A 22,490-nucleotide genomic window follows, 5' to 3' on the forward strand; every position below is an offset into this window, starting at 1 on the left:
GCTCCTTGTTGGACGGAGGGCCATTGCAGCCGTCCGCAGTGGGTCCGGCAAACCAGAAATGCCGATGGACACTCGAAAAAATGCATGACCTGATCAGGGGCTAGAGTTATCCAAGTTCCTATCCGGAAGCCCCCCGATGTCCAGGTTCCCTCGATCGCCCGCGATACTCTGCGGCAGTTGTGCCCTGTTGGTGGCCTTGCCCACTCCCGGCGACGAACTGGCCGCCGCCAGTCGCGCGACGCTGCTGGAGGACAGTCACTTCCTGCGCGACGCGGCATCGGAACGCATCCAGCAACTGCGCTTCTCCTTCCGTGAGCCGCCCCTGGAAGAGGGGCAGCAACCCGCCTGGGCCCGCGCCTTCGGCAGCCGGGGATCGGTGGACGCCGACCATCGCGCACCCCGTCGGGAGCGGGATCTTGCGGGCATGCTGCTGGGTGCCGAACGGCCCCTGGGAGACTGGCTGGTGGGAGGCATGGGCGGCTACTCGGCCACCTCGATGGACCTGAGCGGCGCGGGGGCGGATATCCACAGCCTGCATCTGGGGGCCTATGCCGGCACCAAGGTCTACAACCAGATCGGTGTGAAACTGGGGGCGGCCTGGAGTGCCCATGACGGCGACGGACGCGCGGCCGATGGCGATGCCGACCAGGTGTTCGGCGAGCTCGGCTATTCGCTGGATTTCCGTGATTTCAGTGTCGAGGGTTACACCGAACTGGCCTACCTGCGGCTGGACAGCGACGCCATCGCCACCACGGGCAGCCAGCGGGACGAGTTGGGCTATGGCACCTTCGGATTGCGCGGCACCACCCGCTTCGACCTCGGCTCCGGCCGGCGTCTCACCACACGACTCGGCGCCGGATGGCGCCATGCCTTCAGCGACAGCCGCCTGCAGGACGCGAGTGGCGGTGATGCGGCCTTGCTGCGCGACGCCTTCCGCCTCGACCTGGGCGCGGACTATCAACTGGTCGAAGCGGCCTACCTGGGGCTGTTCTACAACGGCACCTACGCGGAGGACGGGCGGGACAACGGCCTGACGGCGAGGTTGAGCCTGCGCTTCTAGGGCACTGGGGCCCGGGATGCTGTTGAACGGGGAAGGCGTGCCCGAAGGCATGCGATCTCGGGGGTCGCAAGAGGGCTCGCCTCAGGGCGTCTTGCCCTGGGCCGCGCGCTTGAGCAGGTCGGGGTCGAGGATCTCGATTTCGCCGTAGGTCAGGCGCACGGCGCCCTGGGCTTCGAGTTCCTTGAGGATCTGGTTGGTGGTCTGGCGCGAGATCGCCAGCATCATCGCCAACGGCTCCTGGGCCAGATGCAGCACCCGCCGCTGGCCGCTGAGGGCGCCGTACCCCTCGGCGATCATCAGGAGCCGCCGGGCCAGTCGCTGGGGCGCCGGCAACAGGCTCATCTCCTCCAGGGCGATGAAGGCCAGGCGCAGCTTCTGGCTCATCAGCAGGGCGATCTCCCGCCAGTAGCGGGGCTCCCGTTCCAGCAGCGCCAGCAAGGGCACCTGGGGCAGGTGCAGCAGGGTCACCTGGCCTTCGGCGAAGGCGTCGTGGGTGCGGGGCTGGCCGTCGAACAGGGAAATCTCGCCGAACCAGTGGGGCGGCTCCACCAGCACCAGCAAGGCTTCCTTGCCGCTTTCGCCGATGCTGCCGACGCGCATCGCGCCTTCCAGCACGGCATAGAGGCCGCAAGGTGGGTCGCCCCGACGGAACAGGCGCTGTCCGGGGGCCAGTCGCCGCAGTTGGGCCATGGCCAGGAGCGCGTCGCGCAGGCCGACGGGCAACTGGCTGAACCAGTGGCCGGTGAGCAGCAGGTCGGGAAGGTGCTTGAATTCATTCATGGGCTTTGTCGGCTAGCTGACAGAGGTTGTCCGGTGCGGGGCGCCATCATTCGCGCAACCGCCCGCGAACCTGAGGACCAGGACAATGAAAACCCTCATCGACCATCTTGGCCAGTACGCCGAGTACCACCGCGACCGCCGCAACATCGCCACCCACTTCGTCGGTATCCCGATGATCGTGCTGGCGGTGGCCGTGCTGCTGTCCCGCCCGGGCTTCGAGGCCTTCGGCCTCTGGCTGTCACCTGCGGCGCTGGTGAGCCTGCTGTCCGCCCGCTTCTACTTCCGCCTCGATGGCGCCTACGGCCTGGTGATGGCCATGGTGCTGCTGCTCTGTCTCTGGGTGGGCGCCGGCCTCGCCGTGCAGAGCACCGCCCTGTGGCTCGGCGTGGGGCTCGCGCTGTTCGTGGTGGGCTGGATCATCCAGTTCGTCGGTCACCACTACGAGGGGCGCAAGCCGGCCTTCGTCGACGACCTGTCGGGCCTGATCGTCGGCCCACTGTTCGTGTTGGCCGAGCTGGGCTTCCTGATGGGCCTGCGCAGGGAGGTCGAGCGCGCCGTGGAGGAGCGCGCCGGTCCCACCTGCATCCGCGAGAAGAAGGCGGCGGTCTGAGGTTGACGCGAGTCGGCGCCTTCAATCGCCTTTCGCCAGCAACGCCGTGCTCATGGATCTGGCATGGCGGTCCACCACCATGGGCGCGTAGGGCCGGCCGGACGCGCTGACCAGGGCATTGCTCTGGCTGTTGAGGTCCGCCAGCGCCGTCTTGAGGAAGCTCCAGCGGGTCTTCAGCCTCGCCAGGCTCGGGTCGGCCTTGTCGTCCAGGGGCGCCAGGGCCTGGTCGATGGCCGGCAGCAGCAGGCGCTCGTCCTGGCCGACGTAGATGCCACCGTCCTCCCGGGCGATCTCGAAGGTGCCGATGTAGGCGCGGCTCAGGTATTGCACGTTCAGGTATTCCACCTTGGCCGGCAGTGCGTCGGCCTCGGAGGCGTCCTCCCGGGTGCGGGCGGCGATGAGGAAGTCCCGCAGGGCCTTGGCCAGCTCCTGTGGATAACGCCAGGGCACGTCCTCTTCGCGGGGGCCGAAGGTGGCGCCTCGCCGCAGTTGTTCCAGCAGGTTGGCGTGGGCGCTGGCCAGCGTCTCGCCGGGGTCGGCGATGCGCCGGTAGGCGGTGTCCAGGGCGGCGAGGTCGGCCTTCATGCGGGCGGCGTGGGTGTCCTGGAAGCCTTCTCCGCGGAACAGCAGCAGGCTGCTGGTGGCGCGGCAGGCGTGGACCTGGGCCAGTGTCGCCGCCGACAACTGGGCATGGGCCGGGTCGGAGAGGGCGAGCAGCAGCCAGAACAGCGGGTACAGCAGGACCTTGCGGATCATCGTGGTTGCTCCTGTTCTTGTTGTTCTTGAGGAGTCGTGGAATGAGCGGCACAGCCTACTGTGCCTTGGCCTCGAGGCTATTACCCGAAAGAGTGATTTGTTGTGGGCTGTGTCGCGCTTTCAGGTTCCACCTGCCAGTGCGCGCGGCGCGGCGACCCCTGGCGCGTCGCCGGGGTACCCGTTCCAGTCATGCGCCCACGGCTTTCTGCCAGGCCTTGGGCTTGAAGAACAGCGTCTCGCCCCGGACCAGGCCCACCAGGCTGTCATGGTCCTTGACCACCTCGGCTTCGATCAGCTCGTCCTGGCCCTCGACCTTGAGTGTTACCCGGGTGATCGCGCCCAGCGGGCGGATGTCGCGGACCTGGGCGGCGCGGTGTTCGGCCTCCTCGCCGCGGGACAGGGACACCTCGTGGGGCCGGAACAGTAGGTGCCGCTCATCGCCCAGGTGCAGGCGGTTGGAGTCGCCGAGGAAGTGGTAGACGAAGTCGCTGGCGGGCTTCTCGTAGACCTCGCCCGGGGAGCCGATCTGCTCGATCACGCCCTTGTTCATGACCACGATGCGGTCGGCCACTTCCATGGCTTCTTCCTGGTCGTGGGTGACGAACACCGAGGTCAGGTTGATGTCCTCGTGCAGGCGCGCCAGCCAGCGGCGCAGCTCCTTGCGCACCTTGGCGTCCAGCGCGCCGAAGGGCTCGTCCAGCAGCAGGATCTTCGGCTCCACCGCCAGGGCGCGGGCGAGGGCGATCCGCTGGCGCTGGCCACCGGAAAGCTGCTCCGGGTAGCGGTCGGCGAGCCAGTCCAGCTGCACCATGTTCAGCAGCTCGTGGACCTTCTCGGCGATCCGCTTCTCGCTCGGGCGCTCGCCCCTGGGCTTCATCCGCAGGCCGAAGGCGACGTTGTCGAACACGGTCATGTGGCGGAACAGGGCGTAGTGCTGGAACACGAAGCCGACGTTGCGATCACGCACGTCGTGGCCGGAGACGTCCTCGCCATGGAACTGGATGCTGCCGGCATCCGGCGTTTCCAGGCCGGCGATGATGCGCAGCAGGCTGGTCTTGCCGCAGCCGGACGGGCCGAGCAGGGCCACGAGCTCGCCGCTGTGGATATCCAGGTTGATGTCGTCGAGCGCGCGGAAGGCGCCGAAGGTCTTGCTGACATTACGGATTTCGATGGACATGGCTTACTCCTCCGCGTCGCTGTGACGTAGGCGGGACAGACGGGATTCGCTCCACTGCTTGAGCAGCAGGATGCACAGCGCCAGGGCCAGCAACAGGCTGGCGACGCTGAAGGCGGCGGCGTGGTTGTACTCGTTGTAGAGGATCTCGACATGCAGCGGCAGGGTGTTGGTGACGCCACGGATGTGGCCGGACACCACCGATACCGCGCCGAACTCGCCCATGGCCCGCGCGGTGCAGAGCACCACGCCATAGATCAGGCCCCATTTGATGTTGGGCAGGGTCACGTGCCGGAACATCTGCCAGCCGCTGGCGCCCAGCAGGCGCGCGGCTTCCTCTTCCTGGGTGCCCTGCTCCTGCATCAGCGGGATCAGTTCGCGGGCGACGAAGGGCACCGTGACGAAGAGGGTGGCCAGGACGATGCCGGGCACGGCGAAGACGATCTGGATGTCACGGTCCATCAGCCATTCGCCGAAGTAGCCCTGGGCGCCGAACAGCAGCACGTAGATCAGGCCCGCGATCACCGGCGATACCGAGAACGGCAGGTCGATCAGGGTCACCAGCAGGCTCTTGCCGCGGAACTCGTACTTGCTCACGCACCAGGCGGCGGCCACGCCGAACACCAGGTTCAGCGGTACCGAGATGCCCACGGCGATCAGCGTCAGCTTGAGGGCGGACAGGGCGTCGGGCTCGAGGATGGCCGCGAAGAAGGTGCCCAGGCCCATCTTCAGGGCCTCGCTCAACACCACCAGGAGCGGCAGCACGAGGAATAGCACGAAGGCCAGCCAGGCGGCACCGATCAGCAGGCGGCGTCCCCAGGCGCTGCCACGGCGGGCTGCGCTGACGGAGGTCAGGGTTGCGGAACTCATGGCGCTCTCCTCAGGGGGTCTCGATGCGGCGTTGCAGCAGGTTGATCAGCAGCAGCAGGAGGAAGGACACCACCAGCATCAGCACGCCGATGGCGGTGGCGCCGGCGTAGTCGTACTGGTCCAGCTTGACCATGATCAGCAGCGGCAGGATCTCGGTCTTCATCGGCATGTTGCCGGCGATGAAGATCACCGAGCCGTACTCGCCCACGCCCCGGGCGAAGGCCAGGGCGAAGCCGGTCAGCCAGGCGGGCAGCAGGGCCGGCAGCAGCACGTGGCGGAACACCTGCAGGGGCTTCGCGCCCAGGCAGGCAGCCGCCTCTTCCACCTCGCGGGGGATGTCGGCCAGCACCGGCTGCACCGTGCGCACCACGAAGGGCAGGGTGACGAAGGTCAGCGCCAGGGTGATGCCCAGCGGGGTATAGGCGATCTTGAAACCGAGGTCGGTGGCGAACTGGCCCACCAGGCCGGCCGGCGCGTAGAGCGCGGTGAGGGCGATGCCGGCGACCGCGGTGGGCAGGGCGAAGGGCAGGTCGACCATGGCCTCGATGACCTTGCGGCCGAAGAACTCGTAGCGCACCAGCACCCAGGCCAGCAGGGTGCCGATGATGCCGTTGAGCACGGCGGCGGCGAGCGCGGTGCCGAAGCTGAGCTTGAGCGCGGCGAGCACGCGGGGTGCGCTGACGATGTTCCAGAACTGCGCCCAGGTGAGGTCGAAGGTCTTGAGGAACAGGGCGCCCAGGGGAATCAGCACCAACAGGCTGAGGTACACCAGGGTGTACCCCAGGGTCAGCCCGAAGCCGGGTATGACCGGGGACGTTCGGCGGGACATGGAATGGACCTGTACGTGAAGTAGGGGCGCCGCGCGCGGGGCCTGCATTCCTGCTGGCGGCTGGTACGCGCAGCGCACCCTGGGGATCAATGGGCTTGGTAGATCTGGTCGAAGATGCCGCCGTCGTTGAAGAACCTGGGTTGCGCCTCCTTCCAGCCGTTGAAGTCCTTGTCCACGGTCACCAGGTCCAGTTTCGGGAACTGGCTGGCGAACTCCGCCGCCACCTTCTCGTTGCGCGGGCGGTAGAAGTGCTTCGCCGCGATGCGCTGGCCTTCTTCGCTGTAGAGGTACTGCAGGTAGGCCTCGGCCACCTTGCGGGTCCCCTTCTTGTCGACGTTCCTGTCCACCACGGATACCGGCGGCTCGGCGAGGATCGAGAGACTCGGGGCGACGATCTCGAAGTTCTCGCCACCCTGCTCCTTGAGGGCCAGGAAGGCTTCGTTCTCCCAGGCCAGCAGCACGTCGCCGATGTTGTTGTTGACGAAGGTGATGGTGGAGCCGCGAGCGCCGGTGTCCAGTACCGGTACCTGCTGGTACAGCGCCTTCACGTATTCCTGGGCCTTGGCGTCGCTACCGTAGGTCTTTTTCGCCCAGGCCCAGGCGGCGAGGAAGTTCCAGCGGGCGCCGCCGGAGGTCTTGGGGTTCGGGGTGATCACTTCCACGCCCGCCTTGGTCAGGTCGCCCCAGTCCTTGATGCCCTTGGGATTGCCCTTGCGCACCAGGAACACGATGGTCGAGGTGTAGGGGGTGCTGTTGTCGGGCAGGCGGGCCTGCCAGTTCTCGGGGATCAGCTTGCCGAGCTTGTGCAATTCGTCGATGTCGCCGGCCAGCGCCAGGGTCACCACGTCGGCCCTCAGGCCGTCGATCACGGCGCGGGCCTGCTTGCCTGAGCCGCCGTGGGATTGCTGGACCTTCACATCGTCGCCGCCCTGGGCCTTCCAATGCTTGGCGAAGGCGGCGTTGTAATCCTGATAGAGCTCGCGGGTCGGGTCGTAGGACACGTTGAGCAGTTCGGTGGCGGCGGCCGGGCCGGCGATCAGGGCGCTGGCGAGGGTGGCGAGGGCGAAACGGCGAATCGACATGGTGCAGCTCCTGACGGGAATCTTGTGCTGTTGGCGGGTTGGATGGGGTTGTCGAGTCGCCCTCCGGCTGTCCGGTCGGGCCTTGGGTCGGCCGTGTCTCGGCCTGTGCGGGTGGATCAGCTGGTGCGGTTGTTCGGCGGTTGCAGACGGAATTTTTCCTTGCGCTCGATCTGCACCACCTGGCCGTTATGCAGGGTGATTTCCACCGAACCGAAACGCAGGCCGTGCAGGGCGTTCTGGATTTCGCGCAGGAGGGCGGCATCGTCCTGGCCTTCCAGGCTGCGAAGGGGTGCGCTCATGATCGTGCTCCTTGGATATGAGGCCCGCGGCGTGGGACGGAGAGGGTTCCGCGTGGCGTGGAGCGGATCTTAAGCAGCTGCCATATATTCTTAAAAATACTATTTAAGAATTTTTATATAGCTGAAAGTTTTGTTCGATGGTGAGGTCAGACCGGGGACCAGAGCCGCTCAACCTCTTCTGCCGGGACGGGGCGGCTGAACAGGTAGCCCTGCCCGTACTCGCAGCCCAGGTCCCGGAGGAAGGTGGCCTGGTCGGCCGTTTCGATGCCCTCGGCAAGCACGGCGAGTCCCAGGCTGTGGCCCAGGGCGGTGACGGCCCGGGCGATGGCGATGTCGTTCTGGTCGGCGGGAAGTCCACGGACGAAGCTCTGGTCGATCTTCAGCTTGTGCACCGGCAGACGCTTGAGGCGCTGCAGCGAGGAGTAGCCGGTACCGAAATCGTCGATGGCCAGCCGCACGCCCAACTGACGCAATCGGGAAAGGAGCGCCTCGGCCGTGTCCGGGTCTTCCATCACCGCGCTCTCGGTGATCTCCAGTTCCAGGTAGCCCGGCGGCAGGCCAGTGGCGGCCAGCACCCGGGCCACCTGGCCTTCCAGTTCGGTGCGGCGGAACAGCCGGCAGGACAGGTTCACCGCGACGAAATCCAGTTCATGGCCCTGCTCCAGCCACTGCTGGATCTGCCGGCAGGCGCGCTCCAGCACCCAGACATCGATGCCGCCGATCAGGCCGCTGTCCTCGGCCACCGGGAGGAACTCGCCTGGCGACACCAGGCCGCGTTCGGGATGCTCCCAGCGCACCAGGGCTTCGAAGCCGATCAGCCGGCCATCGGCCAGGCGGCGGATGGGCTGGTAGTGGACCCGCAATTGGTCCCGCTCCAGGGCTACGCGCAGGGCGCTGACCATCTCCACCCGCTGCTGGGCCTGGGCGGTCAGCTCCTGGCTGTAGAAGGCGTAGGAGTCGCGGCCGGCGCTCTTGGCCTTGAACAGTGCCGAGTCGGCGTTGCGCATCACCCGCTCGACATTGTCGTCCTCCTCCGGCAGCAGGCTGATCCCGAGGCTGGTGCTGATGAACAGGTCGTGGCCGCCGATGCGGAAGGGGGTGGCCAGTGCGGAGCGGATGCGTTCGGCCAGCGCGGCGGCCTGGTCGGCGAGGGGGCAGTTGTCCCAGAGCAGGCCGAACTCGTCGCCGCCGAGCCGCGCGAGGGTCATACCGCCTTCCAGCAGCGTCTGCAGGCGAGTCCCGACCATTTTCAGCAGCAGGTCGCCCTGGGAAGGGCCCAGGCTTTCGTTGATGTGCTTGAAGTGGTCCAGGTCCATCAGCAGGATGGCGCCGTTGCGATGCTCGCGGCGGCAGCGCTCCAGCACCTGCTCCACGCGCTCGGTGAACAGCAGGCGATTGGGCAGGTTGGTCAGGGGGTCGTGGTGGGCGAGGAAGTCCAGTTCGTTCTGTGAGCGCTTGATGGCGCTGATGTCGGAGAACACCGCGACGTAGTGGGTCAGCACGCCGTCCTCGTCATGGATGGCGCGGATGTTCTGCCAGAGCGGGTAGATCTCGCCGTCCTTGCGTCGGTTCCAGACCTCGCCGCTCCATTCCCGGCGGCTGTCCAGGGCGTGCCACATGGCATTGTAGAACTCCCGGGAATGGCGACCGGAGCTGAACAGGCGCGGATCATGGCCCAGCACCTCGGCCTCCTCGTAGCCGGTGATGCGGGCGAAGGCACGGTTGACGTGGACGATGCTGCGCGTGGCGTCGGTGACCAGCACGCCTTCCTGGGTGGCGTCGAACACGGCGGCGGCCTGGCGCAGGCTGCTTTCGTGGGCGCGACGGGCATCCAGGTAGCTGCGCAGGCTGCGCAGGTGCAGGCAGATCAGGCCGAACAGAAGCAGGCTGGTGACGGCGACGAAGGCCAACCCCTTGACGGTCTGCAGTTCGGCCAGCAGATCGCGGTCACCCACCAGGCCGAGCAGCACGCGGTCGCTGAAGAGCACCCAGAGGCTGGCCAGGACGAAATAGGTGAGTACCAGTCTGAGGGCGTTGAACTTGGAACGCATGGAGGCGTGGCCTTCCTGGCTTTGATCGTTCGTGGGCGGATCGCATTATAGGGCCAACCGACGGTCGGAGGGCTTCTATCTAAAAGAGAGGATGGTTTTCTCCGATCGCTTTGTGATAATCCAGAACCTGTCGTGCCTGACAAGTCCCGTTCACATCATCCGAGGCAACACCATCCATGTGGTACAACGGAATTCTCGACCTGTCGCTGTGGCAGTTGGTGGCGGTCACCCTGGTGCTGACCCATATCACCATCGTCAGCGTCACCGTCTATCTGCATCGCTATTCCGCCCATCGTTCCCTTGAGCTGCATCCCGCGCTCAAGCATTTCTTCCGCCTCTGGCTGTGGCTCACCACTGCCATGAACACCCGTGAGTGGACCGCCATCCACCGCAAGCACCACGCCAAATGCGAGACCGTCGACGACCCCCACAGCCCGGTGGTGAAGGGGCTCTGGACCGTGCTGCGCCAGGGGGCCGAGCTCTACCAGGCGGAGGCGAAGAACGAGGAAACCCTGCGCATCTACGGCAAGAACTGCCCGGACGACTGGCTGGAGCGCAATGTCTACGGCCGCTATCCCATCGGCGGCGTGACCCTGATGGCATTGATCGACCTCGCCCTGTTCGGCGCTGCCGGCATCACCATCTGGGCCGTGCAGATGATGTGGATCCCGGTCTGGGCCGCCGGCGTCATCAATGGCCTGGGCCACGCCATCGGCTATCGCAACTTCGAGTGCCGCGACGCCGCCACCAACCTGGTGCCCTGGGGCATCCTCATCGGTGGCGAGGAACTGCACAACAACCATCACACCTACCCCAACTCCGCCAAGCTCTCGGTGAAGTCGTGGGAGTTCGACATGGGCTGGGCCTGGATACGCCTGTTCAGCCTGCTGGGCCTGGCCAAGGTGCAGCGTGTCGCGCCCATCGCCCACCGTGTGGAAGGCAAGGGCAGCCTGGACATGGACACCGCCATGGCCATCCTCAACAACCGCTTCCAGATCATGGCGCAGTACCGAAAGCTGGTGATCAGCCCGCTGGTGAAGCAGGAACTGGCCAAGGCCGACGAGTCGGTGCGCCACCTGTTCCGCCGCGCCAAGCGCCTGCTCTCCCGCGAGACGAGCCTGCTGGACGAGAGCCACCAGGCGCGCATCGCCGCCATGCTGGAGCAGAGCCAGGCACTCAAGGTGATCTATGAGAAGCGCCTCGCGCTGCAGCAGATCTGGGTCAAGACCAGTGCCAATGGCCACGAGATGCTGGCGGCCATGAAGGAATGGATCCACGAGGCCGAAACCAGCGGCATCCAGTCCCTCCGGGACTTCGCCGAGCAGCTCAAGACCTATTCCCTGCGTCCGGCCACTGCCTGATTCGGGGCAACCCTCTGGAAGAGGCCGGCAATGAAGCCGGCCTTTTTCTTTTCCGGGGCCACGAAGGTCCTCGGTTGCTCCGCCGCTCCCCGCCCAGCGCATAAAAAAAGGTTCATCGCGGATTATCGGGGAAATCCTGTTCACACTGGATTGGCGATTTTGCGTGGCGCCCTGACCCACTCCCAGTCTGCGGATACCGCCCTCTCCCCCGCCCCTCTCCCAGAAGAGGAGAGGGGTGACTCGCGCCGGCAGGGGACAAGTCATCCTGCTGCCCAAACCAATCTGAAACCAGGCGAAGAATATGACGCCGCGCGAAGTGCCCCGTCAGGAGGCCGAGCGGAGTCGTCGTGCAGGAGGACGAGCGGCATGGATGCCGCGAGAGGCGTGTGGGGCCATGGATGGCCCCTCGCGCCGTGCCCCCGGAGCGACGATGCAGCGAGGGAAGTTTGGCACAGCCAAACCTGGATGCAGGGGCAAGCCCTTTGGTTCCTTTCGGCGATTGAGAATCGGCATAGGGGGCGGCCATCGGGCCGCGCCCCTGCCACACCACCCGGCATGCGGGTCCGCACCGGGCGGTTCGAGAAGTTGAGGTCAGCAGAGTCGAGGTAGACCCAACCGGTCGAACCACGCCACCGTAAGCACTCCATGGATCAGACCGACACTGTTGTGCCAGAACCTGTGGCTGTTGCCGGCTATCGCCGCTGCCAGATCAGGCCATGCTCCAAGTTTGCGCAGTTCACGGTACGTTCTCCGTCCGGTTTTCCATTGTTTGAGCTGGATGGCCCTGAGTCGTCGGCGTATCCACTCATCAAAACCCCGCCAACGACGAGGGGTTTGCGATAGACCGAAGTACGCTTTCCAACCCAGTAGGTAAGGCCTCAGGCTTTCCACCACTTGCGACACACTTCGGCCTCCGTTTCGAGACGTCAGCTGTCGGATGCGGCTTTTGAACCGCTGCAGTGCTTGGCTGGCCACCCCGCGTTTGATCTCGCCTTGAGCCGACAGCCAAAAGCTGTAGCCCAGGAACTTGCGGCCAAACGCACTGGCAATCGCGCTCTTGCGTTCGTTCACTTGCAGCCTGAGTCGATCATAAAGGCGACGGAGCACTGCCATTACCCGCTGACCGGCCTTGAGGCTGCGTACGTAAACATTCGCGTCGTCCGCGTACCTGACGAAGCAATGGCCTCGTCGCTCCAACTCTTTGTCCACCTCATCCAGCAATACATTGGCCAGCAGTGGTGAAAGGGGGCCGCCTTGCGGTGTCCCTCGTTCACTGGCCACCACCACGCCGTCGATCAACGTCCCGCTGTTCAGGTAGGCCCGGACCAGACGCAGAACGCCTCGGTCGGTCACCTTTCTGCTCAGTCGAGCGATCAACAGGTCATGGTCGACGCGATCGAAAAACTGCTCCAGATCGACGTCCACCAGGATGTTCCGCCCCGAGTGAATGTATCGCTGCGCTGCCAGTACCGCTTGGTGAGCGCTGCGACCGGGACGAAAGCCGTAGCTATGATCACTGAACCCTGGGTCCAGCAACGGCTGCAGAATCTGTAGCAGCGCCTGCTGGATCAGCCTGTCCGTCACCGTCGGGATGCCCAGCTTGCGCTCGCCACCCTCCGGCTTGGGGATCAGGACTCTACGCACCGGACTTGGCCGATACGTCCCGGCCAGCAACTGTGCCCGTATCGCGGGCCAGGCCGTTTTCAGATGCTCGACCGTCTCATCGATCCCAAGACCGTCGACGCCCGCAACACCTTTATTAGCCCGAACGCGCTTGAGCGCCAGTTGCAGGTTCTCTCTTGTCAGGACTTCTTGCAGAAGCCCTGACCCCGTGTGGTTCTGGTCATGGCGCGGACAGCCGGCTTCATCGCTGGACGCCCCGCGTCGGGCTTCACCCGTTGCAGCTCCGTCCCCGCCCCGGTTTCCCGGGCATCTGATGCAAGGCCTGCTGTATCGCCATGGTGAACCTCACTCCTTCTCGTTCGGCCCTTCGCTGCAGCGCAACTACTACGGCCTCTGCTGACTTCTCGCTCCAACTTACGTCGTTGCCCTTTCAGGCATAAGGCGAGATCTCCCCAGGTAAGAACGCCATCCTTCACCGCACAACCGCTGCATTTACGTCACCGGGCTTTGGCCACAAGAGCTTCGCAGTACCTTGGCTGCTCGCCCTGTCCGGTAACGCCTCAGATGCAGTTCGTGTAACTCGGCTCGCGGTTTACGCTCCACGCTTCCTCCCCACACTCAGTCGCCTTCATGCAGTTGCGCTTCACTTCATTCGCTGTGGCCAGCTCAAGAGAGGACTTTCACCTCTAGGATGGCGCCCATGCTGGGCGCACAAGGGACTCGCCCGGGAGGGCGAAACAGCAACTCGCAGCCTGCGCGGAAATGAGCCGATCCCCCACAAAACCTGACGCCGGTTCGACAATCCGGCTTGAGCAAGTCCCTTCCCCGATAATCTGCGAAGAACCAAAAAAAGCCGCCCATCATGGGCGGCTTGAACAAGACGTCGATTAGGAGCTGTCACGCACCGACGTCAGGAGGTGGAGAACCTTGGGGACGCAGTGATCAGCTGTCGCTGGCGGCCTTCTCGGCCCGCTGCGGGGTAGCGTTCTGCTTGGCAACGGCGTCCTGGTGTGCGGCCGCGGCGCGCTGTTCGGCCAGCGCTGCGTTGCGTGCAACAAAGGCGCTGGACTCTTCGGCCAGGGTCAGTTGCGAGAAAAAGAGGGAAAAAACGGCGAAAAAGGCAGTAGCGATCAGGTTGCGTTGCATATCTTGAACCTCTTGGATGGTTTCTTGCGAAACATGGCGCCATCTTAGGGAGGTCCTGGCAGGCGAAAAACAGCGGTTTCAGTGAATGACTATTTCTGCTGGCGCAACAATTTCGAGTTGATCGCCCAGTGCTTCGGGTCCTCCAGCAAGGCCTCGTCCTGGGCAAGCAGCGGCGGCAATTCGGCCTTGAGGAATTCCACCCAGGTCTTGATCTTGGCATCGAGGAAACGCCGCGATGGGTAGACCGCATAGATGCTGCGCTCGCGCAGGCGGTATTCCGGCAGGAGCCGCAGCAGCTTGCCATCGCGCACCGGGGGGCAGGCGACGAACGAGGGTAGCAGGCAGACGCCCATGCCGGCCTGGGCGGCCTTGGCGAGGGATTCGGCGACGTTCACCTGGAAGCTTTCCGCCGGCAGCACGTCGAACTCGCTGTCCTCTCCATCGAACAACCAGTTGTCGTGGTAAAGCGGGTCCAGCAGGCGCAGGTACCGGTGCTGGCGCAGATCCGCCGGCTCCATGGGTACGCCCCGCTTCTTCAGGTAGTCGGGGGCGGCGCACAGCACGCTGAACATGGAGCCCAGCACCTGGGCCACCATCTGCGAGTCGGGCAGTTCGCGGGCGAAGGTGATGATCACGTCATGGCCGTCCTCCAGCAGGTCCGGCGTGCGTTGGGACAGCGTGAGCTCCACCACCACTTCGGGATAGCGTTCGGTGTAGCGCGCCACCAGGTGCGTCAGGTGCTGCAGGCCGAGCCCGGTCATGGTGTGCACACGCAGGCGGCCGTGGGGCTTGAGGTGGGCGCCCCGGGCTTCGGCGGCGGCCTCATCCACTTCACCGAGGATCTGTCGGCAGCGCTGCAGGTAGCGCTCGCCCACTTCCGTCAGGGCCAGGCGGCGGGTGGTGCGGTGGAGCAGGCGAGCCTGGAGCTGCTGCTCCAGCTCCGACACCAGCCGCGAGACCTGGGCGGTGGACAGATCCATGGCCTGGGCGGCGGCAGTGAAGCTGCCGGTGTCGATGACCCGCACGAAAACCCGCATGCAGTGGAGCGTGTCCATTGTTACTCCCCGTGTAAGACTGCTTCTCGAAAACCGCAGATTATCGACGAAATCCCCGAAAATATACTGGCCCCATGAGCGGTTCCCGGTCGAGGTCGGCCGTTTCCGTCGTTGTTGTCCGCTTTTTCCGCGGGCCTTTCGAGGTTCCCCCATGACTCCGGATCAGAAATTCGCCCGCCGGGTCCAGGTGGCCATCGTCCTGTTCGTCCTGCTGTTCGCCTACTTCCTCGCGGCGGATCTCTGGATGCCCATCACGCCCCAGGCGCAGCTGACCCGTCCCGTCCTGCGCGTCGCCCCCAGGGTGGAGGGCCAGGTGCTTGAGGTGGCCGTCCGCAACAACCAGCACGTCGACGCCGGACAGCTGCTGTTCCGCCTGGACCCCGAGCCCTTCCGCCTGGCCGTGCGCGCCGCCGAGCTGGCGCTCGAGCAGGCCCGGCAGGATAACCGCCAGCTGGATGCGGCCATCGCCGCCGCCCGTGCCGAACTGGCCGCCGCCCAGGCCACCGCCAGCGAGTTGCAGCGCCAGTGCGCAAGGCTGGCGCGCCTGGTGCGGAGCCAGCACGTTTCCCGCCAGCTCTTCGAACAGACCGAAGCCCGGCGCCAGGCGGCGCAGGCCGGGGTGGCGGCGGCCGGCGCGCGAGTCCGCGAGCTGCTGGTCCAGCGGGGCGCCGAGGGGGACGACAACCTGCGTCTGCGCCAGGCCCGCAATGCCCTGGAGCGGGCCCGCCTGCAGCAGGACTTCAGCGAAGTGCGGGCCGAGCGCGCCGGTACCTTGAGCAACCTGCAACTGTCCGCTGGCGCCTACCTGGCCGCGGGCAGTCCGGTGGCGGCCCTGGTGGCGGACGAGGCGGACATCAGCGCCGACTTCCGCGAGAAGGCGCTGCGCTACGTGAGCCTGGAAGACGGCGCCTCCGTGGTGTTCGACGCCTTGCCCGGGCAGGTGTTCGCCGCCCGCGTGAGTGCCATCGATGCCGGCGTCAAGGAGGGTCAGCTGGATGCCAATGGCGACTTGGCCGCGCCGACCATCTCCGACCGCTGGGTGCGCGATGCCCAGCGCCAGCGCCTCCACGTGCAGCTCACCGAGGCGCTGCCCCGCGTCCTGCCCAGTGGCGCCAAGGCGACGGTGCAGCTCTATCCGCGCGACTCGGGCCTGGCCGATCTTTTCGGCCGGCTGCAGATCACCGTCATCAGCCTGCTGCACTACCTGTACTGAGGCGATGGTGCGCCGCCAGCGACTGACCGAGAACGACCTGCGCCAATGCCTGCGCCTGGCGGGCGGTGGCGCCCTGGGCCTGTTCGTCTGCAAGCTGATGGGCTGGGACAACGGCTCGTTCTTCTGCGTCTACCCCATGCTGCTGCTGGGACTGACGCCCAGCATCGATGCCCACGTGGTGCGCCAGTTCCTGCTCCAGTCGGTGGTGGTGAGCCTGGAGGTACTGCTGATCCACGGCCTGTTCGGAGACCGTCCGCAACTGATGGCGCCCCTGGCCTTCCTCGCCTTTCTCTGGCGCTTCCGCCTGATGGCCCAGGGGCCGCTTTTCATGTTCGGCGCACTGGGCACCGTGTTCCTGTCCATGCAGCTGCACTTCGCCAGCTACCCGGAAACCCACCTGCTCGACCTCATCGCCAGCAATCTCGCGGCGGCCGCCCTGACGGTGCTCATCGCCTGGCTGATGTTCTGGCTGTTCCCCGACGCCGAGTCACGGCCCGCCCGTTCGGTGCCATCCAAGGACCTGCCGAGCCAGCGCCACGAGGCGGTGCTGGGGGCGAGCCTGGCGACCCTTTCCTTCATGGTGTTCCAGAGCCTGGACCTCAAGGACTCGCTCTCGGCCCAGGTGGCGTCCATCCTCGTGCTCTTTCCCATGCACTGGAACGGCATCCGTTTCGCCGGTCGCATCCGCGCCCTCGGCACCCTGCTGGGCTGCGGTATCGGACTGGCGCTGCAACTGGTGCTTTACAGCCACTACGACGTCCTGCCGCTGGTGACCCTGATCTACTGGACGGCGGCCTTCTGCTGCGCCCGGTTGCATGTGCTGGAGGGCGCGCAGGGCGTCGGCTTCGGCGCTCTCACCACCCTGGCCATCGTCTTCGGCCAGTACCTGACGCCGCAGCATGATGTCGCCTACGCCATCGCCTACCGGTTGTCCTCGGTCTGCGTGGCGGTGTTCATGACCCTGGTGGCAGTGTTCGTGCTGCATCGGTTGCTCAACCGCTTTCCGGCCTTTCGTCACGCCAGCCACGCCTGACCGTCGGCTGGATCGCCCGCCGCACTTCCGGCCGCCTACTCTGTCCAAGGCAGGTCCCGTCAAGGTAGCGGCCGCTATGGATACATCCGTCGACTCTCCCAGTGAACTGGAATCCCTCACCCTCGCGCTGCTCCACAGCCGTGGCGAGGTGGAGCGGCTGCGCGAGCGCGAAGCCATCTACAACAGCCTGCTGGGCAGCGTGAATGCCGTGCTCTGGGCGTTCGACTGGGAGTCCCAGAAGGTCATCTATGTCAGCCCCGCCTACGAGAGGATGTTCGGTCGCTCCGCCGCCCTGCTGCTGGCGGACTACAACGAGTGGCGCAACTGCATCTATCCGGATGATCTGGAGTACGCCGCCCGGACCTTCGCCGAGGTGCTGGAGAAGGGCGCCGTGGAAGCCCGGGAATATCGCATCCTGCGTGCGGACGGCCAGCTGCGCTGGATCAGCGACAAGTGCTTCATCAGCCAAGGCGGGGGCGAAGGGCAGAGCACCGTGGTGGTGGGCATCGCCGAGGACATCACCGAGAAGAAGCAGCTGGAGGGCGAACTCCATCGCCTGGCCACCACCGACGTGCTGACCAAGAGCAGCAACCGCCGGCATTTCTTCGAATGCGCCCAGCGCGAGTTCGAGTACGCGGTGCAGTACGGCAGCCCGCTCGCCTTCATCCTGCTGGACATCGACGACTTCAAGAAGATCAACGACACGCATGGGCACCAGGCCGGTGACCAGGTGCTGCAACGTATCGCCCAGTGCGGCGCCAACGCCCTGCGTCGGGGCGACCTGTTCGGCCGAATCGGTGGCGAGGAGTTCGCCGCATTGCTGCCCGGTTGCCCGCCGGAGCTGGCGCGGCAGATCGCCGAACGGCTGCAGCGTGAAGTGCAGCGCCTGGGGTTCAACATCTCGGGCCAGGGCTTCGGCGTCACCATCAGCCAGGGCCTCGCCAGCCTGCGGGACGACGGCAGCCTGGACAGCCTCTACGCCCGCGCGGATGCGGCGATGTACCAGGCCAAGCGCAGCGGCAAGAACCAGATCATCCTGGCGGATTGAGCCGCGGCCAGTCCGGGTGGACGACGCCCGCCATCACCTTCCTCAATGCCGATGTGGGTTGCAGTCGCTCGGCAGAATCTGACGGCATCAGACCATTCCCCCTTACTTCTCGGATTGGTCCTCTTTCCCCGCCTTGCCGTTATCGGTCTAGATATCTGCCGGTCCGCCAGCGTGGCGATCGCTTTCAAAACCAGGTGACACCGGGAGCAACCGCTCCTGCCGTTGTTCCCCCTGCAAACCCAGCAAAGAGCGCGAAATGGAATTCACTCGCCTTGATCGAACCGACAGCCCATGCATGCGCCTGGCTGTGGTCATGAATTCCTGCTCGACCACTTTCATCTGACCTCCCGCAAGGGAGACTCCTGGAGTAGTCATGGCATCGAACAGTTTCCAGAACGAAGTACCCAAGGCCCGCATCAACATCAAGCTCGACCTGCACACCGGTGGCGCCCAGAAGAAGATCGAACTTCCCCTCAAGCTGATGCTCATGGGCGACTACAGCAATGGACAGGAAGCGCGCCCGTTGTCCGAGCGCAGCAAGGTCAACATCAACAGGAACAACTTCGACAGCGTGCTCGCCGACTTCAACCCGCGCCTGAAACTGGCGGTGGAGAACACCCTGGCCGGCGACGACTCGGAGACCTCCGTCGAGCTGGCCTTCTCCCGCATGAAGGACTTCGAGCCTGAGCAGGTGGCCCGGCAGATCCCTCAGCTCCGCGCCCTGCTCGCCATGCGCAATCTGCTGCGCGACCTCAAGTCCAACCTGCTGGACAACGCCACGTTCCGCCACGAACTGGAACGCATCCTCAAGGACGACGCCCTCAGCGAAGAACTGCGAACCGAACTCGCCGCGCTCGCTCCCCAGGATGCGCGTTAACGCATCCGGTCATTCAAAGGAAGGTCCTCCATGTCCGTAGAACACACCTCCGCAGCCTCTGGCGGTGCCGCCGCAACCCAGGAGCACCAGGGCGTCTATGCCGCACTCTTCAGCAAGATCAACCTCAGCCCCATCAGCGAGCTGGGTGGGATCGAAGCCTTTCAGAACAACGAGGCGTTGTCCGAAGCCTCCGCTGACGAGCGGGTCACCGCAGCCGTCAGCGTGTTCCTCGACCTGCTCAAGCAGTCGTCGCAGCGGGTGGAACGCCTGGACAAGACCCTGCTCGACGAACACATCGCATCCCTCGACGCCCAGATCAGTCGTCAGCTCGATGCGGTGATGCATCACCCGGACTTCCAGCGCGTCGAGTCCACGTGGCGTGGCGTCAAGTCGCTGATCGACCAGACCGATTTCCGCCAGAACGTGCGTATCGAGTTGCTCGATGTCAGCAAGGAGCACCTGGTTCAGGACTTCGACGACGCACCGGAGATCGCCCAGAGCGGCCTCTACGTCCACACCTATACCCAGGAGTACGACACCCCCGGTGGCGAGCCGATCGCGGCCGCCATTTCCAACTACGAGTTCGACAGCAGCCCCCAGGACATCGCCCTCCTGCGCAACCTGTCCAAGGTCGCCGCAGCAGCCCACATGCCGTTCATTGGCTCCGTCGGGCCCGCGTTCTTCGGTAAGGAGACCATGGAAGAGGTCGCCGCCATCAAGGACATCGGCAACTACTTCGACAGGGCTGAGTACATCAAGTGGAAGTCCTTCCGTGACAGCGACGACGCCCGTTACATCGGCCTGACCCTGCCGCGTGTCCTCGGACGCCTGCCTTACGGCCCGGACACCATTCCCGTACGCAACTTCAACTACGTGGAAAAGGTGAAAGGTCCCGACCATGACCGGTACCTGTGGACCAATGCTTCCTTCGCCTTTGCCGCCAACATGGTGAAGAGCTTCATCAACAACGGCTGGTGCGTGCAGATCCGTGGCCCACAATCGGGCGGCGCCGTGACCGACCTGCCGATCCACCTCTACGATCTGGGCACCGGTAACCAGGTGAAGATTCCCTCGGAGGTGATGATTCCGGAAACCCGCGAGTTCGAGTTCGCCAACCTCGGTTTCATCCCCCTGTCCTATTACAAGAACCGCGACTACGCCTGCTTCTTCTCCGCCAACTCGGCGCAGAAGCCGGCGCTGTACGACACGGCCGATGCGACCGCCAACAGCCGCATCAACGCGCGCCTGCCCTACATCTTCCTGCTGTCGCGCATCGCCCATTACCTGAAGCTCATCCAGCGGGAAAACATCGGCACCACCAAGGACCGTCGCGTGCTGGAGTTGGAGCTCAACAAGTGGATTGGCGGCCTGGTCACCGAGATGACCGACCCCAGTGACGACTTGCAGGCTTCCTACCCCCTGCGCGAAGCCAAGGTGATAGTCGAGGATATCGACGACAACCCCGGCTTCTTCCGCGTCAAGCTCTACGCCGTACCGCACTTCCAGGTAGAAGGCATGGACGTCAACCTGTCGCTGGTTTCGCAAATGCCCAAGGCCAAGGCCTGAGCACTTCCATAGGGAAACGACGTCATGAACATCGACCGCCCCCTATGGGCTGCGGGGACGCTCCTGTCCCCGCAGCAGTTCCAGCAGCAGGCGCGCTGGGAGGCCTGGACCAACGAATGCATCGCCCACCTTGCTTTGGTTCACCCCTGGGGCGCGCTGGCGGCCGCCTTCGATCCGGACGCGCTGAAGCTTGGGAAGCTCAAGGCATTCCGGCTGCACCTGAGGATGCCGGACGGCACCCTGATCGACACGGACCGTAGCGACCGTCTGCCTCCTGCGCTGGAGCTGTCCCTTGTGCTGCCGGACGACCTACAGAGCGCGTTGGTGCTGCTGGCGCTGCCGCTGGAGCAGGGCAATGGCAACAACTGTCTGCTCGAGGGCGACCGCGAGGACCGGCCGACCCGCTACCGCCAGGATTGGCGAGCGGTGCAGGACCTCTACGGCGATGAGCGGCAGTCCATCAGCGTAATGGAGCACCAGCTCTGCCTGCGCCTGGCCAGTGATGACAATGGCGACTACCTGACCTGTCCGGTTGCGCGCCTGGTGCGCGACCCCCAAGGTATCTGGGGGCTCGACCCCGTCTATGTACCGCCACTGTTGAGCTTCGCTGCTCATCCGGGGCTCTCGACGCAACTGGATAACCTGCTCACTCAGTTGTCCGCCAAGCGCCAGCGGTTGATGGGCATGCGCCGCGAAAGCAATCAGCGCATGGCCGATTTCGCAGTGGCGGATGTCTCGCTGTTCTGGCTGCTCAATGCTCTCAATACCTACCAGCCGATCCTGGCCGATCTGAGGGCCCATCCCGCGCGCCATCCCGAGCAGGTCTACCGGGAACTGGTGAAGCTTGCCGGCAGCCTGTCGACCTTTTCGCTTGAGCACGACATCGAGCAGATTCCGGCCTACCGGCACGAGCACCTGGAGACCGTGCTGCCACCGCTGATGGGCATGATCTCTTCCCTGCTCGAGGCCAGCCTGCCGTCGCGCGTCATCGCCCTGGAACTGGAAGAGCGCGGGGCCAACCGCTGGCAGGTGGCACTCAACGATCCGCGTTTGCGCGAGCCGGGCGGTGCCGACTTCTACCTGTCCGTACGTTCGCGTCTTTCGGCGGCACAACTGCACAGCCAGTTTCCGCACCTGTGCAAGCTGGGTTCGCCGGACGACGTCGATCACCTGGTCAATGCCGCGCTCGACGGCGTTCCGCTTCAACCGCTCCGCCACGTGCCGGCTGCCATTCCGCTGCGCCTGGAGAACCAGTACTTCGCGCTGGATCTCGACCATCCCAAGGGGCGCGCCATGCTGGCCGCAGGCGTCTGCGCCATCTACGTGCCCGCCGCCTTGATCGAGGCGCGACTCGAACTCTTCGCGGTGCTGCGCTCATGAACCAGGCCGCGACAAGGAAACAGCCCATGGCAATCGATATCGATGCCTTGCTTCAGGACACCTACCTGCTTGTCGTATCCCTGCGCGAAGGTGCTGTTGCGCAGAGTGGCCGCGAACTCTGGCGGCATTGCTGCAAGCAGGTCGAAACCCTGCGCAATGCCCTGGAGGAAGCGGGTATCAGCCAGCGGAGCATTGACTGCATCAGCTATGCCCAATGTGCCCTGCTGGATGAAACGGTACTCGGCTATGCCAGTGACGAGGCTCATGCGAATTGGGCCAGCGAGCCCCTGCAGGCGAAGTTCTTCAACCGTCACCAGGCGGGCGAGTTCCTCTACGAGGACATGCGCGAAGTCCTGCGCCAACCCGCGCCAGACCCACAGGTCCTGACGGTCTACCACCGTGTGCTGATGCTGGGGTTCAAGGGACGCTATCGAGACTTGCAGGCCCCTGAGCGAGAGGAGCTTCTGAGCACGCTGGACGCTCAGGTCCGCCCCTTGGTCGTGCGTGATGGATTGATCTCCGACTCCGCGCGCGGTCACGGCTTCGTCTTGCAGCAATGGTTGCGCAGCCCTGTCATCCAGCTGTTCGTGGCGGCTGCGCTGATCGCCGGTGCCTGGTGGTCAATGGATCATCTGCTCCAGCGTGCGGTCGCCTCGCTGCTGCCTGGTGTGGCATGA

Annotated in this window: 20 protein-coding genes and 1 pseudogene; 10 read left to right on the top strand and 11 right to left on the bottom strand. The window is 65.2% G+C overall.

The window, feature by feature from the left end:
- The first annotated feature begins 136 nt into the window (after positions 1 to 136).
- Positions 137 to 1,060, top strand: a complete 924-nt coding sequence (locus KF707C_RS00660; RefSeq protein WP_069776292.1) for an autotransporter outer membrane beta-barrel domain-containing protein — start codon at positions 137 to 139, stop codon at positions 1,058 to 1,060.
- Positions 1,061 to 1,141: 81 nt separating this feature from the next.
- Here KF707C_RS00660 and KF707C_RS00665 read toward each other — a convergent pair whose 3' ends face one another.
- Complete coding sequence (locus KF707C_RS00665; RefSeq protein WP_003454421.1) at positions 1,142 to 1,840, bottom strand: Crp/Fnr family transcriptional regulator; 699 nt, start codon at positions 1,838 to 1,840, stop codon at positions 1,142 to 1,144.
- An 85-nt stretch (positions 1,841 to 1,925) separates the two neighbouring features.
- On the opposite strand from KF707C_RS00665, the gene KF707C_RS00670 reads away from it, so the two are divergent.
- Positions 1,926 to 2,450: an Mpo1 family 2-hydroxy fatty acid dioxygenase gene (locus tag KF707C_RS00670; protein ID WP_003454423.1), complete on the top strand. Its 525-nt coding sequence runs from the start codon at positions 1,926 to 1,928 to the stop codon at positions 2,448 to 2,450.
- A gap of 21 nt (positions 2,451 to 2,471) precedes the next feature.
- Here the strand turns inward: KF707C_RS00670 and KF707C_RS00675 are convergent, their stop codons facing one another.
- From KF707C_RS00675 to dibA, 7 genes are all read right to left on the bottom strand, one after another.
- The gene (locus tag KF707C_RS00675) at positions 2,472 to 3,206 is read right to left on the bottom strand and encodes a hypothetical protein (RefSeq protein WP_003454430.1); all 735 of its coding nucleotides are present in this window, start codon (positions 3,204 to 3,206) and stop codon (positions 2,472 to 2,474) included.
- 187 nt (positions 3,207 to 3,393) lie between these two features.
- Complete coding sequence (locus KF707C_RS00680; protein ID WP_096367994.1) at positions 3,394 to 4,383, bottom strand: sulfate/molybdate ABC transporter ATP-binding protein; 990 nt, start codon at positions 4,381 to 4,383, stop codon at positions 3,394 to 3,396.
- Positions 4,384 to 4,386: 3 nt separating this feature from the next.
- Positions 4,387 to 5,250 (bottom strand): sulfate ABC transporter permease subunit CysW, encoded by an 864-nt coding sequence (cysW, locus tag KF707C_RS00685; protein WP_096367995.1) that lies wholly within the window; start codon positions 5,248 to 5,250, stop codon positions 4,387 to 4,389.
- Positions 5,251 to 5,260: 10 nt separating this feature from the next.
- Positions 5,261 to 6,079, bottom strand: a complete 819-nt coding sequence (gene cysT / locus KF707C_RS00690; RefSeq protein WP_088193415.1) for a sulfate ABC transporter permease subunit CysT — start codon at positions 6,077 to 6,079, stop codon at positions 5,261 to 5,263.
- Positions 6,080 to 6,165: 86 nt separating this feature from the next.
- Entirely contained in the window at positions 6,166 to 7,161 is a 996-nt protein-coding gene (locus KF707C_RS00695) for a sulfate ABC transporter substrate-binding protein (RefSeq protein ID WP_003450054.1), read from the bottom strand.
- Between the two features lie 116 nt (positions 7,162 to 7,277).
- Complete coding sequence (gene oscA / locus KF707C_RS00700; protein WP_003450009.1) at positions 7,278 to 7,460, bottom strand: sulfur starvation response protein OscA; 183 nt, start codon at positions 7,458 to 7,460, stop codon at positions 7,278 to 7,280.
- Between the two features lie 146 nt (positions 7,461 to 7,606).
- Positions 7,607 to 9,511 carry a phosphodiesterase DibA gene (gene dibA / locus KF707C_RS00705; protein ID WP_003450033.1) on the bottom strand — a complete coding sequence of 635 codons (1,905 nt, stop codon included), beginning with the start codon at positions 9,509 to 9,511 and terminating at the stop codon, positions 7,607 to 7,609.
- Between the two features lie 176 nt (positions 9,512 to 9,687).
- On the opposite strand from dibA, the gene desA reads away from it, so the two are divergent.
- On the top strand, positions 9,688 to 10,872 hold the full coding sequence (gene desA, locus KF707C_RS00710; RefSeq protein WP_003450035.1) for a delta-9 fatty acid desaturase DesA: 1,185 nt from the start codon (positions 9,688 to 9,690) through the stop codon (positions 10,870 to 10,872).
- 591 nt (positions 10,873 to 11,463) lie between these two features.
- On the opposite strand, the pseudogene ltrA reads toward desA, so the two are convergent.
- The 3 genes and pseudogenes from ltrA to KF707C_RS00730 all read right to left on the bottom strand — a co-directional run bounded on the left by ltrA (position 11,464) and on the right by KF707C_RS00730 (position 14,696).
- A pseudogene (gene ltrA / locus KF707C_RS00715) lies at positions 11,464 to 12,832 on the bottom strand (group II intron reverse transcriptase/maturase).
- 605 nt (positions 12,833 to 13,437) lie between these two features.
- Positions 13,438 to 13,641: a hypothetical protein gene (locus KF707C_RS00725; RefSeq protein ID WP_003453906.1), complete on the bottom strand. Its 204-nt coding sequence runs from the start codon at positions 13,639 to 13,641 to the stop codon at positions 13,438 to 13,440.
- 89 nt (positions 13,642 to 13,730) lie between these two features.
- On the bottom strand, positions 13,731 to 14,696 hold the full coding sequence (locus KF707C_RS00730) for a LysR family transcriptional regulator (protein WP_003453907.1): 966 nt from the start codon (positions 14,694 to 14,696) through the stop codon (positions 13,731 to 13,733).
- Between the two features lie 151 nt (positions 14,697 to 14,847).
- On the opposite strand from KF707C_RS00730, the gene KF707C_RS00735 reads away from it, so the two are divergent.
- The 7 genes from KF707C_RS00735 to tssL all read left to right on the top strand — a co-directional run bounded on the left by KF707C_RS00735 (position 14,848) and on the right by tssL (position 22,490).
- Entirely contained in the window at positions 14,848 to 15,909 is a 1,062-nt protein-coding gene (locus KF707C_RS00735) for an HlyD family secretion protein (RefSeq protein ID WP_003453909.1), read from the top strand.
- Between the two features lie 4 nt (positions 15,910 to 15,913).
- Positions 15,914 to 16,942 carry a DUF2955 domain-containing protein gene (locus tag KF707C_RS00740; RefSeq protein ID WP_003453911.1) on the top strand — a complete coding sequence of 343 codons (1,029 nt, stop codon included), beginning with the start codon at positions 15,914 to 15,916 and terminating at the stop codon, positions 16,940 to 16,942.
- Positions 16,943 to 17,018: 76 nt separating this feature from the next.
- Positions 17,019 to 17,990, top strand: coding sequence for a diguanylate cyclase domain-containing protein (locus tag KF707C_RS00745; protein WP_003453914.1), 972 nt, complete (start codon positions 17,019 to 17,021; stop codon positions 17,988 to 17,990).
- 373 nt (positions 17,991 to 18,363) lie between these two features.
- On the top strand, positions 18,364 to 18,867 hold the full coding sequence (gene tssB, locus KF707C_RS00750; protein ID WP_003453916.1) for a type VI secretion system contractile sheath small subunit: 504 nt from the start codon (positions 18,364 to 18,366) through the stop codon (positions 18,865 to 18,867).
- Positions 18,868 to 18,897: 30 nt separating this feature from the next.
- Positions 18,898 to 20,433, top strand: a complete 1,536-nt coding sequence (tssC, locus tag KF707C_RS00755) for a type VI secretion system contractile sheath large subunit (protein ID WP_003453919.1) — start codon at positions 18,898 to 18,900, stop codon at positions 20,431 to 20,433.
- Positions 20,434 to 20,457: 24 nt separating this feature from the next.
- Entirely contained in the window at positions 20,458 to 21,813 is a 1,356-nt protein-coding gene (gene tssK / locus KF707C_RS00760) for a type VI secretion system baseplate subunit TssK (RefSeq protein ID WP_003453922.1), read from the top strand.
- Positions 21,810 to 22,490, top strand: coding sequence for a type VI secretion system protein TssL, short form (gene tssL, locus KF707C_RS00765; protein WP_036993352.1), 681 nt, complete (start codon positions 21,810 to 21,812; stop codon positions 22,488 to 22,490). The genes tssK and tssL overlap by 4 nt, the downstream gene beginning before the upstream one ends.

Source organism: Pseudomonas furukawaii (assembly GCF_002355475.1).
Lineage (GTDB): Bacteria > Pseudomonadota > Gammaproteobacteria > Pseudomonadales > Pseudomonadaceae > Metapseudomonas > Metapseudomonas furukawaii.

Excerpts from the sequence above, each read along its gene's own strand:
- KF707C_RS00660 (WP_069776292.1), top strand. The coding sequence starts at position 137 with ATGTCCAGGTTCCCTCGATCGCCCGCGATACTCTGCGGCAGTTGTGCC.
- KF707C_RS00665 (WP_003454421.1), bottom strand. The coding sequence starts at position 1,840 with ATGAATGAATTCAAGCACCTTCCCGACCTGCTGCTCACCGGCCACTGG.
- KF707C_RS00670 (WP_003454423.1), top strand. The coding sequence starts at position 1,926 with ATGAAAACCCTCATCGACCATCTTGGCCAGTACGCCGAGTACCACCGC.
- KF707C_RS00675 (WP_003454430.1), bottom strand. The coding sequence starts at position 3,206 with ATGATCCGCAAGGTCCTGCTGTACCCGCTGTTCTGGCTGCTGCTCGCC.
- KF707C_RS00680 (WP_096367994.1), bottom strand. The coding sequence starts at position 4,383 with ATGTCCATCGAAATCCGTAATGTCAGCAAGACCTTCGGCGCCTTCCGC.
- cysW (WP_096367995.1), bottom strand. The coding sequence starts at position 5,250 with ATGAGTTCCGCAACCCTGACCTCCGTCAGCGCAGCCCGCCGTGGCAGC.
- cysT (WP_088193415.1), bottom strand. The coding sequence starts at position 6,079 with ATGTCCCGCCGAACGTCCCCGGTCATACCCGGCTTCGGGCTGACCCTG.
- KF707C_RS00695 (WP_003450054.1), bottom strand. The coding sequence starts at position 7,161 with ATGTCGATTCGCCGTTTCGCCCTCGCCACCCTCGCCAGCGCCCTGATC.
- oscA (WP_003450009.1), bottom strand. The coding sequence starts at position 7,460 with ATGAGCGCACCCCTTCGCAGCCTGGAAGGCCAGGACGATGCCGCCCTC.
- dibA (WP_003450033.1), bottom strand. The coding sequence starts at position 9,511 with ATGCGTTCCAAGTTCAACGCCCTCAGACTGGTACTCACCTATTTCGTC.
- desA (WP_003450035.1), top strand. The coding sequence starts at position 9,688 with ATGTGGTACAACGGAATTCTCGACCTGTCGCTGTGGCAGTTGGTGGCG.
- KF707C_RS00725 (WP_003453906.1), bottom strand. The coding sequence starts at position 13,641 with ATGCAACGCAACCTGATCGCTACTGCCTTTTTCGCCGTTTTTTCCCTC.
- KF707C_RS00730 (WP_003453907.1), bottom strand. The coding sequence starts at position 14,696 with ATGGACACGCTCCACTGCATGCGGGTTTTCGTGCGGGTCATCGACACC.
- KF707C_RS00735 (WP_003453909.1), top strand. The coding sequence starts at position 14,848 with ATGACTCCGGATCAGAAATTCGCCCGCCGGGTCCAGGTGGCCATCGTC.
- KF707C_RS00740 (WP_003453911.1), top strand. The coding sequence starts at position 15,914 with ATGGTGCGCCGCCAGCGACTGACCGAGAACGACCTGCGCCAATGCCTG.
- KF707C_RS00745 (WP_003453914.1), top strand. The coding sequence starts at position 17,019 with ATGGATACATCCGTCGACTCTCCCAGTGAACTGGAATCCCTCACCCTC.
- tssB (WP_003453916.1), top strand. The coding sequence starts at position 18,364 with ATGGCATCGAACAGTTTCCAGAACGAAGTACCCAAGGCCCGCATCAAC.
- tssC (WP_003453919.1), top strand. The coding sequence starts at position 18,898 with ATGTCCGTAGAACACACCTCCGCAGCCTCTGGCGGTGCCGCCGCAACC.
- tssK (WP_003453922.1), top strand. The coding sequence starts at position 20,458 with ATGAACATCGACCGCCCCCTATGGGCTGCGGGGACGCTCCTGTCCCCG.
- tssL (WP_036993352.1), top strand. The coding sequence starts at position 21,810 with ATGAACCAGGCCGCGACAAGGAAACAGCCCATGGCAATCGATATCGAT.